The sequence below is a fragment of the Halomonas shantousis genome (assembly GCF_054654615.1).
Window position 1 is genome coordinate 3,738,541 of record NZ_BAAIER010000002.1, and the last position, 13,498, is coordinate 3,752,038.

Consider the following 13,498-nt stretch of genomic DNA (forward strand, 5'->3'; position numbering starts at 1 on the left):
TCCTTGAAGAGGAACGTAGTGTGCCGCAGCAAGCTGAAACGAAACTGAATCGCGCTAGAGCAGATGTTCGATCGGCAACAGGCGCAGGCCCCAGGCCTTGAGGCGACGCCAGAAACCACCCGGCTCCTCGCGGAGCATGGCCTGGTGACCATCCATCTCGGTCAGCCATGCCAGGTGGCCGTCCTGCGTCAGTCGCACCTCGTAACCGTGTCGGGGGTCCGCCCCCCTTGCCGCCAGTGCCCAGAGCTGGCGCGCCAATGTCGGACTGTCGATCAGCAGGCCGACCTCGCTGTTCCACCATACCGAGCGCGGGTCCGTATTCAGCGAGCCGATGAAGACCCGCTCGTCGTCGAAGGCCATGGCCTTGGTATGCAGGCTCGAAATGTCATGCCTGCCACGTGACGCGCCGGCTGCCGGATTCGCTCGCAGCTCGTGGAGTCTGGCGCCATTGGCCAGCAGTTCAGGGCGCCACGGCGCGTAGGCACCATGCAGCGCGGGCAGATCGGTCGCTTCCAGGGAGTTGGTCAGGATAGTCACCTCGATGCCCCGCGCCTCCAGGGACTGCAGGTAACGAATGCCGGCCCGGGTCGGTATGACATAGGGCGAGATGATCAGCAGGCGCTGACGAAGGTTGGCAAACGCCCCGCTCAATTGGGCAAGCAGCGTCAGCCCCAGCGGCGGGTAGTCCTCGCTTTCGAGCTTTTCCGGCAAATCCCACAGCGCCACGGCGGGCGCCCACGTCAGCGACTCCCGCAGTGCCTGCCCCGTGGTGCCGGCGAGCAGGCTCGCCGCCTCGGGCGCAGGCAGGGCATCGTCCTGACGCACCTCGGCACCGAGCTCGGCAAGCAGCCCGAGCCAGGCATCTGACGCAGCCTGGGTGAATTGCCGCAGCGGCACCGCGAGCCGGTGGTTCCAGTAGGCGTCGAAGCTTCCCGACAGCGCATCCACCACCGGGCCGACGGCCAGGACGTCGAGGTCATCGAAGTTGATCTCCTCGGCCACGTCGAAATACTCATCGCCCAGGTTGCGCCCCCCGGTAATGGCCACCGACCCATCCGTCAGCCACAGCTTGTTGTGCATACGCCGGTGGCGATGGTCGAAGTCGCTGGCCAGTGCCAGATAGTAGGCAAGCCAGTTGCCACGTCCGACAGGCACTGGATTGAACACCCGCACCTCGACGTTGGGGTGGCTGTCGAGCGCCGCCAGCAGGGGCTGCTTGCCCAGGCTCGCCGTATCGTCGAGAAGCAGGCGCACCCGCACGCCGCGCTGCGCGGCGAGCAAGAGCTGGTGCAGCAGCGCGTGGCTGGTGCTGTCCTCCTCGAGGATATAGGTCTGCACGTCGAGGCTCTTCTGGGCATTCGCCGCCAGCGCTGCGCGCAGGGCAAACGCCTCGCGGCCCTGGGTCAGCAGACGCAGCCCGCTCAGCTCGTCATGGTGTTGCGTCGCCTGCCGTGTCCAGCTGCCCAGGTAGGTAGACCGGGCCACATCGTGCGCCACGGCGGTCGAGGGTGTCCGGACCATCTCGGGTGTGGCGCAGCCTCCCAGCAATAACGCCGCGGTCAGTGCCAGCAGGGGTCGCTTGGCTGTTATCACGTCGAAGCCTTGTGTCGGGGTGATGTTGCATTATGTCAAACAATGCAACGTCATGGGGCCGATGCGACGACGGACACGAACGCTTCGCCGCCAGTAGTGCGGCGAAGACAAGGTGGGTATCAGTAGCGGTAGCTGTCCGGCTTGAAGGGGCCCTCCGCCGGCACGCCGATGTAGCGGGCCTGATCGTCGGTCATGCGGGTCACGACACCGCCGAACCCCTCGACCATATAGCGCGCGACTTCCTCGTCGAGGGACTTGGGCAGCACCTTGACGGTGACGTTGGCGCTTTTCTCGGCGGTAGGCAGCTCGGCGAACCGGCCCTCATAAAGGTAAATCTGGGCCAGCACCTGATTGGCGAAGGAGCCATCCATGACTCGTGACGGATGACCGGTGGCGTTGCCCAGATTCACCAGTCGTCCTTCGGAGAGCAGGATCAGGTAGTCGCCGCTGTCCGGATCGAACTCGCCGGGGTCGCTGTCGCGGTAGATCTTGTGCACCTGCGGCTTGACCTCCTCCCAGTGCCATTGGCGGCGCATGTAGGCGGTGTCGATCTCGCTGTCGAAGTGGCCGATGTTGCACACTACCGCGCCTTTCTTGAGCGCCTTGAGCATCGGCGCGTCGCAGGCGTTGATGTTGCCGGTGCAGGTGACCACCAGGTCGATCCTGCCCAGCAGGGCGCGATCGATACTCTCGACGCCGTCATTGATACCGCCGCGGTAGGGCGAGACCACTTCAAAACCATCCATGCATGCCTGCATGGCGCAGATCGGGTCGATCTCGCTGATCTTGACGATCATGCCCTCCTGGCGCAGCGAGGCTGCCGAGCCCTTGCCCACGTCGCCGTAACCGATCACCAGCGCCTGCTTGCCGGCCATGAGATGGTCGAGCCCGCGCTTGATGGCGTCGTTGAGGCTGTGGCGGCAGCCGTACTTGTTGTCGTTCTTGGACTTGGTCACCGCATCATTGACGTTGATCGCCGGCACCTTGAGCGTACTGTCGCGCAGCATCTCCTGCAGGCGATGCACGCCGGTGGTGGTCTCCTCGGAAATGCCGTGGATGGCGTCGAGCAGGTCGGGGCGCCTGTCATGCAGCAGCGCGGTCAGATCGCCGCCGTCGTCGAGTATCATGTTGGGCGTCCACCCGTCGGGGCCTGCCACGGTCTGCTCGATGCACCACCAGAACTCCTCCTCGTTCTCGCCCTTCCAGGCGAACACCGGAATATCGGCGGCGGCGATCGCCGCCGCAGCGTGATCCTGCGTCGAGAAGATGTTGCAGGAAGACCAGCGCACCGAGGCGCCGAGCGCCACCAGCGTCTCGATCAGCACCGCGGTCTGGATGGTCATGTGGATGCAGCCGGCAATGCGCGCGCCGGCGAGCGGCTGGGCATCGCGATACTTGGCGCGAATCTTCATCAGCGCCGGCATTTCGGTCTCGGCGATGCGGATCTCGCGCCGTCCCCAGTCGGCCAATGTCATGTCGGCGACCTTGAAATCGTGGGCGAGCGCGGCGGATGCGGCGGGCTGGTTCATGCGGGCACCTCGTGAGCGAGAGGAAGGCAGCCGCCGGTCACGACGGCATGCTTTCACTATAGGCAGGGCCCGTTACCGCCACCAATCGGGCTGCCCTTCTGCGCCGCCCGGCCTCAGTGATGCGTGTTGTCGGAACGCTCCTGCGTGCCGTCGCCCGAGGACGTGCCCAGCAGCCAGGTGACCACGCGGCCGATCGACAGCCCCTGCACCAGGATCGAGAACAGCACGATCAGGTAGGTTACGGTCAGCAGCACATCGCGGGTCTCGCCCTCCGGCAAGGCGAGCGCCAGCGCGACCGAGATGCCGCCACGCAGGCCGCCCCAGGTCAGGATGCGCACCGCGCCGCGCCGAAACCCCATGTGGTGGCGAAGCGTCATCACCGGCACGCCGATGGTCACGAAACGCACCACCAGGATGGCCACGATCAATCCGGCACAGACCCACAGGTGCGCCAGTTCGAAGGGGATCAGCAGCACCTCGAGGCCGATGATCACGAACAGCAGCGTGTTGAGAATCTCGTCGATCAGCTCCCAGAAGGCATCGAGGTGTTCGCGGGTGGTATCCGACATCGCGCTCTGACGCGCCTTGTTGCCCACCAGCAGCCCCGCCACCACCATCGCGATGGGGCCGGAAACGTGCAGGTGCAGGGCCAGGGAGTAGCCGCCCAGCACCACGGCCAGCGAGATCAGCACCTCGATGCGGTACTCGTCGATGCTGCGCATCAGCACGTATGCCAGGCTGCCGACGGCCAGCCCCAGCGCAATGCCACCGCCCGCCTCGAGCAGGAACAGTTCACCGGCATGGGAAACCGTCAATGCCTCGCCGCCTGCCGCCGCCCCCAGCAGCAGAGTGAACACCACCACTGCGACCCCGTCGTTGAACAGCGACTCGCCGACGATACGCAGCTCAAGATCCACCGGGGCGTTGGCCTGGCGCAGGATGCCCAGCACGGCGATAGGATCGGTGGGCGAGATCAGCGCGCCGAACACCAGGCAGTACATGAAGGGCACCGCAAAGTCGAAATAGCCGAGCAGGAAATAGGCGATCGACCCGATGGCCAGCGTCGAGATCACCACGCCGAATGTGGCCAGAAAACCGATCGACCAGCGATAGCGCCGTAGCCGATCGAGATCGATATGCAGGGCCCCGGCGAACAGCAGGAACGACAGCATGCCCTCCATCAGCAACTCGTTGAAATCGATGCGGGCGAGCAGGGCCTCGGCTTGATCCTCGATGGCGGTGAACCCCAGCGATGCCAGGCCGTGCAATCCCCAGGACAGCGCCAGGGCGATGGCCATGACCCCGATGGTGGTGGGCAGGCGAATGAATTGATGATTGATCCAGGCGAGCAGCGCCGTGAGCGAAACGATGATCGCAACGAGTTCCAGCATGAACTTTCCTTAGCAGCAGTGTCCGTGAACGGTCGAGGCGCAAGGCCACCGGCCTATCCCTGTTGAATCGCCATGTCGCCGGGTCTGATCCAGCCCCGAGCGCGCATGAACTCCGAAACCGCCAGGCTCACCAGGGCCGGTCCGACGATCTGCAGCAGCAGCACGCCCAGCAGCGCCTGGAAGGTGAAGCCCATGGTCTGGAAGGTCATGATCGGTCCTACCAGCCCGCTGGTGCCCATGCCCGCCCCCGCCGGGTTGTTCTCCATGGCCAGCAGCATGGTGGCCAGCGGCCCCAGCAGCGCGCCGGCCAACGTGGGCGGCAGCAGGATCAGCGGATTCTTGACGATGTTGGCGATCTGCAGCATCGAGGTTCCCAGTCCCAGTGCCAGCAGGCCGGATACGCCATTTTCACGGTAGCTGCTGGCGGCGAATCCCACCATCTGCGCCGCGCAGCCCACCGTGGCCGCACCGGCCGCCACGCCCTTGAGTTCGAGCATGATGGCGATGGCCGCACTCGAGATGGGCGCGGTCAGCGCCAGGCCCATGACCACGGCCACCACCACGCCCATTACCAGCGGCTGCTGAGCGGTAGCCCACATGATGGTTTCGCCCAGTCCCACCAGTAGCGACTGGATCAGCGGCCCGAGCCCGGCAGCGATGGCATAGCCGATGGCGATGGTGATCAGCGGCGTGATCAGGATGTCCACCGGCGTCTCCTTGGAGACCAGCTTGCCGAGCTCGGTGCTGACCAATGCCGCCACGAAGGCCCCCGCCGGGCCACCCAGCGTGGCCCCCGCCGCCCCCGAGACCAATGCCGAGAACAATACCAGCGGCGGCGCCTGCAGGGCGTAGGCCACCCCCACGCCGATCGCCGGTCCCATCAGCGTGATCGCCAGTTGCCCCATCTCGACCAGGAAATCGATGCCCAACTGGTTGCCCAGCGTACGGATGATCAGCCCGATGATCAGCGAGGCAAAGAGCCCCAGCGCCATGTAGCTCAGACAGGTAATGAAGTAGAGCCTGAGCGATGGCGTGACGTTCTTGCGGACGAGAAAGGCCTGCATGGCGACTCCCCTGAGTGTCTCGAGAGTCTCCCAGTGTAGCGAGGCAGCGACATTACTTCAGCCGCGTGCCGCCATGAGTGACAAACAAACGACCGTATAAGCGGTTGGTCTAGACGCTAGACGCCTTGCGATGCGTTATCGTCGGACAACCGGTAAACGAAGGGATTCCTGCATGACCCGATCCGCGACCTACACGCTCTACGGCACCGAGTTCTCGCTGTATACCGGCAAAGTGCGGGCCTACCTGCGCTACAAGGGCATTCCCTACCGGGAGATCCTCTCCACGCTTCGCGTCTACCGGCGCATCATCGTGCCCAAGACCGGCGTACGCTTCATTCCGGTACTCGAGACGCCCGAAGGCGACGCCATCCAGGACACCACCGCCATCATCGATTTCCTGGAAACGCGCTTTGCGCAACGGCCCATCTATCCCCCCACGCCGCGCCAGCGCCTGGTCGCGCTGCTGCTCGAACTCTACGCCGACGAGTGGCTGGTGATTCCCGCCATGCACTACCGCTGGAGTTTCCCCGAGCAGAACGAGCGTTTCATCATGGGCGAATTCGGCAAGGTGGTGGCGCCTTGGGCGCCGGCCTTCGTGCGTCGTCGGCTGGCGCGCTCAAGGGCCGGCCACTTTGCCGGAATGCTGCCGACACTGGGCGTCTCGCCGACCACCGCTCCGGCCATCGAGCAATGGTACCTGACCCTGCTGGACACGCTGGAAGCGCACTTTCGCGAACATCGCTACCTCCTGGGTGAGCGGGCCAGCATGGCCGACTTCGGCCTGATCGCCCCGCTCTATGCCCACCTCTACCGAGACCCGGCCCCCGGCGCGCTCATGCGCCGTCATGCCCCGCATGTGGCGCAGTGGGTCGAGCGCATGTTCGCATCCCAGCCGGAAATCGGCGACTGGCTCCCCGATGATGCGATCCCCGACACCTTGCTGCCGTTGCTGCGCCACCAGTTCGAGGAGCAGTTCCCCGTGTTGCGCGACACCGTCGAGGCCGTGACCCGCTGGGTCGAGACGCACCCCGGGGAACGCTTGCCGCGGCGTATCGGGCAGCATCGCTTTCGCATCGGCGAGACGGAGGGCGAGCGCGCATTGATGGCGTTTCCGCAATGGATGCTGCAGCGTCCGCTGGACTATTACCGCGGTCTGACCGGCCCCGAGCGCGAGTCGGTCGACGCGCTGCTGGCGCGCTGCGCCGGTCTCAAGGCGATGCAGCTCGACATTCCCTGCCGGCTCGAGCGGCGCGACAACCGTCTGGTGCCGGCGAGTTGAACGCCGTCACTGCCATCATGAACCCATCGATAACCAGGAGGACGACAATGAGCCGTGAAACTAATACCCAGGTGCGCCTGGCCCAGCGCCCGGTCGGCGAACCCAAGCGCAGCGACTTCGATATCACCCAGGAGCCCACGGGCCAGCCCCAGGACGGTCAGGTGCTGGTCGAGACCCGCTACCTGTCGCTGGACCCGGCGATGCGCGGCTGGATGAACGAGGGCAAGTCCTACGTGCCGCCGGTGGGCCTGGGCGAGGTGATGCGCGCTTTGGGTGTGGGCCGGGTCGTCGAGTCCCGTCATCCCGATTTCCAGCCGGGCGACCACGTCTCGGGCACGCTCGGCGTGCAGCGGTACGCGGTGGTCGCCGGCAAGGAGCTGCACAAGGTCGATCCCGATCTCGCGCCGCTGCCCACCTACCTCAATGTGCTGGGCATGACCGGCATGACCGCCTATTTCGGCATTCTGGAAGTGGGCGAGCTCAAGGAGGGTGAGACCGTGCTGGTCTCAGGTGCCGCCGGTGCGGTGGGCTCCACCGTGGGCCAGATCGCCAAGATCAAGGGCTGCCGGGTGGTGGGCATCGCCGGCGGTCAGGAGAAGTGCGACTACCTGATCAGAGAGCTCGGCTTCGACGATGTCGTCGACTACAAGGCCGAGGAACTGCGCCAGGGCCTCAAGCGCACCTGCCCCGACGGCGTCGACGTGTATTTCGACAACGTCGGCGGCGACATCCTCAACGAGGCGCTGACGCGCCTGCGCCTGCACGCCCGGGTGGTGATCTGCGGGGCGATTTCCCAATACAACAATACCGAGGCGGTGAAGGGGCCGAGCAACTACATGTCGCTGCTGGTCAACCGGGCGCGCATGCAGGGCATGGTGGTGTTCGATTACGCCAAGCAGTACGGTCAGGCCGCCCAGGAGATGGCCGGCTGGATGCAGGCCGGCAAGCTCAAGCACCGCGAGCATGTCGTCGAGGGCATCGAGCAGTTCCCCGAGCACCTGATGATGCTGTTTCGCGGCGACAACGTCGGCAAGCTGGTACTTGAGGTCAAGTAAAGCATGAGGCGGCATGCCACTCGGCGTGCCGCCTCTTTTCACTTGCTGTATCGCGCAGAGCCTGCACGCAAGGTGCCACTCTGCGAAAGGCCTCGGCGCGGGAAGCGCAATCGGCGTTACGACAACGGTGGCAGCAGGCGAGCCTCGGTGACCGCTTGCACGTCTTCCAGGCTGTTGCCGTTGTAGAGCTCGCGTACCCGCAGGCCTTCCGGCGTGACATCGAGACAGGCCAGGTCGGTGTAGATACGGTTGACGATGCCCTGCCCGGTCAGCGGGTAGGTGCACGCCTCGAGTATCTTCGGCGCCCCCTCGTTGGTAGTGTGCTTCATCAGTACGTAGACCTGCTTGGCGCCTACGGCCAGATCCATCGCTCCGCCCACCGCCGGCGGCAGCGTATCGCTGTCCGTCGCCCAGTTGGCGAGATTGCCGTCGGCGGAGACCTGGAAGGCCCCGAGCACGGCGATGTCGAGATGACCGCCACGCATCATGGCGAACGACTGCGACACGTCGAAGTAGGACCCGCCGGGCAGAATCGTCACCAGCTGCTTGCCGGCATTGATCAGGTTGGGGTTCTCCTGTCCCTCGGCGGGAGCCGGCCCGACCCCCAGAATTCCGTTCTCGCTGTGGTAGATGACGGTACGGCCTTCGGGCACGTAATTGGCCACGGCAGTGGGCAGGCCGATGCCCAGGTTGACGTAGGCGCCATCGGGAATGTCCTGCGCCACGCGTTGGGCCATTTCCTTTGAGCTCAGCTTGTTCATTCCCCTTCTCCTCCACTGCTGACGCGATCCACGAAGATCCCTGGCGTGACTACATGCTCGGGTTCGAGCTCGCCCACCTCGACGACGGACGCGACCTCGGCGATGGTAACGCCCGCCGCCATGGCCATGATGGGATTGAAGTTGCGTCCCGCCGTATCGTAGGTGAGGTTGCCCCACGCATCGGCACGTTCGGCCTTGATCAGCGCGAAGTCCGCCGACAGCGGCATCTCCAGCACGTAGCCCTTGCCGTCGATGATGCGCGTCTCCTTGCCCTCGGCCAGCTTGGTACCGTAAGCGGTGGGCGTGAAGAAACCGCCGAGCCCGGCACCGGCGGTGCGAATGCGCTCGGCCAGGGTGCCCTGGGGCACCAGCTCCAGCTCCAGTTCACCCTTTTCATAGAGGCGCTCGAACCAGATGGAGCCGGCGGAACGCGGAAAGGAGCAGACCACCTTGCGCACCAGGCCATCGCGCAGCAGGGAAGCAATGCCCTCCTCGGCCACGCCGGAATTGTTGGAAATGACGCACAGGTCGGCGGCGCCGTGCTGGCGCAGCGCCTCGATCAGCTTGAAGGGCGTGCCGGAGTTGCCGAATCCGCCGATCATGATGGTGGCGCCGTCCGGAATGTCGGCCACTGCCTCGGCAAAGGTCGCTAGGGTCTTGTCGATCATGGGATGTGTTCCATCACCTGGGGTTCGTGAACATCACTGACGAAACCGATGACTATGCCTGAAAAGCGCGCAGGGGACGATAAGACCAATAGCGAGCTAATCAGGCCATAAGCCAATCGGCTCCAAAAAAAGCCCGGCGATCGCCGGGTCGGATATCCTGCCACGCCGGTATCCGGCCGGCGTGGCAGGTCATGCGAAGAACCTCAGGCGGCAGCGGGCTTGTCGCGCTGTTTGGCGAGCAGGAACAGGATCACGGTGATCACCGCGCCGATCGCATCACTGAGCAGGCCGGGGAAGATCAGCGCCAGGGCACCCACCAGCCCCAGCAGGCGCCAGAAGGGATTGAGCGGCCGGCGCAGGTAGCCCTCGACCGCCACCGCCAGCAGCAACACGCCGACCACCCCGGTAACGATCACCCACAACGTGTTCAGCAGCGTGGCGTCGATCATCAACATGCTGTGGGCGAACACGAACATGTAGGGCACCACGAAACCGGCGATCGCCAGTTTCATCGCCTGGAAACCGGTAGCGTTGGGCGAACCGCCGCTGATTCCGGCACCGGCGTAGGCCGCCAGTGCCACCGGTGGGGTGAGGTTGGCGAACAGGCCGAAATAGAACACGAACATGTGCGCGACGAAGATCGCCGTCTCGTTGCTCCCGGCCAGCTCCCGGAACAGCGGCAGGTTGAGCAGGATCGGCGCGGCCATGGTGCTGGTGATGATGTAGGTCGGGATGCTCGGCAGCCCCATGCCCAGTACGATCGAGGCGATCATGGTCAGAAACAGCGTGACCAAAAGCTGGATCATGGGAATCGGGATCTGCTGGCCCAGCGTCACTACCGCATCGGCGGCTTCCAGGGCGACACCGGTCAGAGTGGCGACCCCCACGATGATGCCCACCGCACCGCAGGCGATCGCCACCGGAATGGCGTTGCGCACGCCGTCGCTCATTGCGTCGCGGCAGTCGGCGACATCCATCTTCTCGGCCACCAGGCCCAGTCGGGCGCGGAGCGCGTTGATCGCTACCGGCACCGCGATGATCGCGAACAGCGCCCAGCGGCTCGTCGGCATGCCGGGCAGCGCACGGCCATCGAACAGCGCTCGCAGTTGCGGTTCGAAGATCAGCAGCGTCAGGATCACGCTGAGCCCGAGGGTCACGCGCCGCGTGCCGCAGATCAGCACGGTCGCGGCGATCGACCAGAACGCCGCGAAGAACGGCGCCCGTCCCTCGAACAGCAGCCACATCAGCACCACCATCGGCACCAGCAGGTGGCCGCGCTTGAGCATGACTTCCTTGAGCGGGGTCAGCTGCGACCGGGGAATGCCCTCGAGACCGTTGCGCATCGCGCGCAGATGCACCTGGAACAGCACGCCCAGATAGAAAAGCAGTGCCGGAATGATGCCCGCCAGAATCACCTGGGTATAGGGCACCGCCAGTACCTCGGCCATGATGAATGCCGCCGCACCCATGATCGGCGGCAGGATCTGTCCGCCGACACTCGCCGCCGCCTCCACCGCACCGGCGAAGTTGGCACGGTAGCCGGTCTTCTTCATCAGCGGAATGGTGAAGGCCCCGGTGGTCACCACGTTGGCGATCGCCGAGCCGTTGATGGAGCCGAGGAAGCCGCTGGCGATGACCGCCACCTTGGCCGGACCGCCGCGGGTATGGCCGGCGATGGCCAGCGCCAGGTCGTTGAACAGCTGCCCGAGCCCGGACTTGCCGAGGAAGGCGCCGAACAGGATGAACAGGATGATATAGCTGGCCGACACACCGATCGCCGTGCCCAGCAGCCCCTCGGTGATGAACACCAGATGCGACATGATCTGCCGGCAGGTGGCCAGAATGATCGTCTCGTTGAGCTGCGGATAGAACGACAGCTTGGCGTAGAAGCCGTAGAGCAGAAACAGCGTGGCCAGGATCGTCAGTCCCCACCCCGTGACCCGGCGCGTGGCGTCGAGCACCAGCAGGACGGCCAGGCAGCCGACGATCAGGTCGATATCGTTGATGCGCCCGGCGGAGGCGATGACCCGATCGGACACCACCAGCATGTAGATACCGACACCGAACGCCAGCAGTGCCAGCAGCGCGTCGCCCCACGGTACGCGGTCGCGCGCGCCCTTGCGAGTCAGCGGATAGAGGATGTACGCCAGCCCCAGCAGGGTGTAGAGGTGAATGCTGCGCTGTGCCACGTCGACCAGCGGGCCCGAAAAGGACGTGTAGAGATGGAACAGCGCCAGCAGCACCGCCACCGCAGTAACGAACTTGATCACGGCAGCCGGTAGCGCGTCGCGTACCAGACTCTCGCGATCATACTTCTCTAGCGCTTCCTTGACCGACTTGCCCTCGGAGTCGCTCAGGGGCGCTATCTCTTTATCAGACATGGAGTTTATCCTCGCCAAGCGAGACCTAGGTGAACCAGGGCCGCGCCAGCGCCGGCAAGGCGCGCCAGAGCGGTGCCCTGAGAATGGAAAAGGTCAGAATCGGTGGCGGATCGGCGCGGGAGAGCGCGACCGTATGACCGGCATAGACCAGGCGGTAGTGCTCTTTGGCCGCCGCCTGCACCGCGAGCGGGTCGACGATACGATCGATCCCGGTCATTACCACCCAGCCGTTGTCGAGATGCGTCTCCTTTCCGGCATGGGTGGGGACACCGGCGCCGAAGGTCTTGAAACGTGTCCCGGTGAGTTCGATGGCGCCGGCATCGGTCACCTCGAACCACTCCTCCCAGTCCTCCTTCTCGACCGAGTGCATCCAGCGCAGGGTGAAGCGGGTTCCCTCGCCGCCCGGAAACGCGAAGCGCCATTGCGCGCCATCGCGCACCACCAGCCAGGGGAAAGGGTAGGCGACGATGGCGATCATCAGGATCGCCATCGTCATCGTGATCGACCACGTCTTGCGTGTCATGCCCTCTCGGACCCGCAAGGGGCGATCGTTCCCTTATTGCGCATTGCCGCTGGTGGCCTGTTCGCCATCCACCGCGGCATCGCCGGACTGCGACTCGTAGTAGGTCTCTGCACCGGGGTGCAGCGGCACGACGAGGTTCTGGTCCATGGTGCTGGGATCGAACTGATTGAGCGCACCCACCGAGACGTTGCCGGACTCAAGATAGTCGTGGAAACGCTGCGTCAGCTCCTTGGCGACATCGTCACGCATCGATTCCGGCACGATCAGCATGTTGCGAATCGCCACGGTATCCACCGCCTCGCCCAGATCATAGCGTTCGGGAGCGCCCGCCGGGATGGTGTAGGTCTCGTAGTACGGATAGGCCTCGAGCAGCTTGTCCGCCACCTCGCCCGTTACCGGCACGAAGGTGATATCGGTGCTCTGCATCAGTCCGGTGATGCTCGAGTTGGGCACGCCGGAGGTAAAGAAGGCGGCGTCCAGGTTGCCGTTGCCCATTTCGGTGACGCTGTCGGCATAGCCGGTGTGGCTCACCTGGGCCAGGTCGTCATAGCTCAGCCCAGCGGATTCCAGCACCTTGGCGGCACTCTGCTCGACACCGGAACCGACCTTGCCGACCCCGACGCGTTTGCCGGCCATATCCTCGATGCTGTGAATACCGCTGTCGGCCGTGGCCACGACCTGCACCACGTTGGGATAAAGCCCCGCCAGCGCCCGAATGCCGACGTCCTGCCCCTCGAACTGGTTCTGTCCATTGACGGCGTCGTAAGCCACGTCACTCATGACGATGGCGATCTGGTTGAGACCGTCGTTGATGTTGTTGATGTTCTGTACGGAAGCGCCGGTGGAGACCACCTGGACGTTATCGATCAGATCGCTCTGCTCGAAGACGCCCTTCAGCGCCCCGCCGATGGGATAGTAGGACCCGCCGGTGCCGCCGGTGCCGAAGATCAGGTTGACCGGCTCGCCACTGCCAGCGTTACCGGCATCGGCCGTCGCCGGCTGCTGGGTCGCGCTTTCGTTCTGCGCCGCATCGTTGGAGGCCGTCTCCTCGCTGTCGTCACCGCAGCCGACCAGCAGCGTGCCAGAAAGACCGAGAGCGGCCGCGAGCATCAAAGTACGATTCGCCATGCATTCCATCCTTTGTTGTCTATCGCTTTCCGAGAGTGCGTCATTGCCATAGCTTACGAAACCTAACCCCGGAGATACCATGCCAGTCCCGGGGCTGCAACCGGCCCGCGCCATGCGGGTGCCAAC

At 64.8% G+C, this 13,498-nt stretch carries 11 protein-coding genes; 2 read left to right on the plus strand and 9 right to left on the minus strand.

The window, feature by feature from the left end; translation table 11 throughout:
* Positions 1-54 precede the first annotated feature (54 nt).
* The 4 genes from ACYQ12_RS17680 to ACYQ12_RS17695 form a co-directional block, all read right to left on the minus strand.
* Positions 55-1,593 carry a phospholipase D family protein gene (locus ACYQ12_RS17680; protein ID WP_459874267.1) on the minus strand — a complete coding sequence of 513 codons (1,539 nt, stop codon included), beginning with the start codon at positions 1,591-1,593 and terminating at the stop codon, positions 55-57.
* 119 nt (positions 1,594-1,712) lie between these two features.
* A complete protein-coding gene (ahcY, locus tag ACYQ12_RS17685; RefSeq protein WP_459874268.1) occupies positions 1,713-3,122 on the minus strand; it encodes an adenosylhomocysteinase in 1,410 nt (469 codons plus the stop codon).
* Between the two features lie 113 nt (positions 3,123-3,235).
* Positions 3,236-4,513: a cation:proton antiporter gene (locus ACYQ12_RS17690; RefSeq protein ID WP_459874269.1), complete on the minus strand. Its 1,278-nt coding sequence runs from the start codon at positions 4,511-4,513 to the stop codon at positions 3,236-3,238.
* Between the two features lie 53 nt (positions 4,514-4,566).
* Positions 4,567-5,577, minus strand: coding sequence for a PTS sugar transporter subunit IIC (locus tag ACYQ12_RS17695; RefSeq protein WP_459874270.1), 1,011 nt, complete (start codon positions 5,575-5,577; stop codon positions 4,567-4,569).
* A gap of 172 nt (positions 5,578-5,749) precedes the next feature.
* Between ACYQ12_RS17695 and ACYQ12_RS17700 the strand changes: the two genes are divergently transcribed.
* Complete coding sequence (locus tag ACYQ12_RS17700; protein WP_459874271.1) at positions 5,750-6,856, plus strand: glutathione S-transferase family protein; 1,107 nt, start codon at positions 5,750-5,752, stop codon at positions 6,854-6,856.
* 47 nt (positions 6,857-6,903) lie between these two features.
* Complete coding sequence (locus ACYQ12_RS17705; protein WP_459874272.1) at positions 6,904-7,911, plus strand: NADP-dependent oxidoreductase; 1,008 nt, start codon at positions 6,904-6,906, stop codon at positions 7,909-7,911.
* Between the two features lie 116 nt (positions 7,912-8,027).
* Here the strand turns inward: ACYQ12_RS17705 and ACYQ12_RS17710 are convergent, their stop codons facing one another.
* The 5 genes from ACYQ12_RS17710 to ACYQ12_RS17730 form a co-directional block, all read right to left on the minus strand.
* Entirely contained in the window at positions 8,028-8,672 is a 645-nt protein-coding gene (locus ACYQ12_RS17710) for a 3-oxoacid CoA-transferase subunit B (protein WP_459874273.1), read from the minus strand.
* Positions 8,669-9,340, minus strand: a complete 672-nt coding sequence (locus ACYQ12_RS17715) for a 3-oxoacid CoA-transferase subunit A (RefSeq protein ID WP_459874274.1) — start codon at positions 9,338-9,340, stop codon at positions 8,669-8,671. Before ACYQ12_RS17715 ends, ACYQ12_RS17710 begins: the two co-directional genes overlap by 4 nt.
* 203 nt (positions 9,341-9,543) lie before the next feature.
* Positions 9,544-11,721: a TRAP transporter permease gene (locus ACYQ12_RS17720; protein WP_459874275.1), complete on the minus strand. Its 2,178-nt coding sequence runs from the start codon at positions 11,719-11,721 to the stop codon at positions 9,544-9,546.
* A gap of 25 nt (positions 11,722-11,746) precedes the next feature.
* Positions 11,747-12,244 (minus strand): DUF1850 domain-containing protein, encoded by a 498-nt coding sequence (locus tag ACYQ12_RS17725; protein WP_459874277.1) that lies wholly within the window; start codon positions 12,242-12,244, stop codon positions 11,747-11,749.
* A gap of 33 nt (positions 12,245-12,277) precedes the next feature.
* Complete coding sequence (locus ACYQ12_RS17730; RefSeq protein WP_459874278.1) at positions 12,278-13,372, minus strand: TAXI family TRAP transporter solute-binding subunit; 1,095 nt, start codon at positions 13,370-13,372, stop codon at positions 12,278-12,280.
* Between the last annotated feature and the right edge of the window lie 126 nt (positions 13,373-13,498).

Bases quoted from the DNA above. Each gene is read 5' to 3' on its own strand.
- ahcY (WP_459874268.1), bottom strand. From the start codon at position 3,122: ATGAACCAGCCCGCCGCATCCGCCGCGCTCGCCCACGATTTCAAGGTC.
- ACYQ12_RS17690 (WP_459874269.1), bottom strand. From the start codon at position 4,513: ATGCTGGAACTCGTTGCGATCATCGTTTCGCTCACGGCGCTGCTCGCC.
- ACYQ12_RS17695 (WP_459874270.1), bottom strand. From the start codon at position 5,577: ATGCAGGCCTTTCTCGTCCGCAAGAACGTCACGCCATCGCTCAGGCTC.
- ACYQ12_RS17700 (WP_459874271.1), top strand. From the start codon at position 5,750: ATGACCCGATCCGCGACCTACACGCTCTACGGCACCGAGTTCTCGCTG.
- ACYQ12_RS17705 (WP_459874272.1), top strand. From the start codon at position 6,904: ATGAGCCGTGAAACTAATACCCAGGTGCGCCTGGCCCAGCGCCCGGTC.
- ACYQ12_RS17710 (WP_459874273.1), bottom strand. From the start codon at position 8,672: ATGAACAAGCTGAGCTCAAAGGAAATGGCCCAACGCGTGGCGCAGGAC.
- ACYQ12_RS17715 (WP_459874274.1), bottom strand. From the start codon at position 9,340: ATGATCGACAAGACCCTAGCGACCTTTGCCGAGGCAGTGGCCGACATT.
- ACYQ12_RS17720 (WP_459874275.1), bottom strand. From the start codon at position 11,721: ATGTCTGATAAAGAGATAGCGCCCCTGAGCGACTCCGAGGGCAAGTCG.
- ACYQ12_RS17725 (WP_459874277.1), bottom strand. From the start codon at position 12,244: ATGACACGCAAGACGTGGTCGATCACGATGACGATGGCGATCCTGATG.
- ACYQ12_RS17730 (WP_459874278.1), bottom strand. From the start codon at position 13,372: ATGGCGAATCGTACTTTGATGCTCGCGGCCGCTCTCGGTCTTTCTGGC.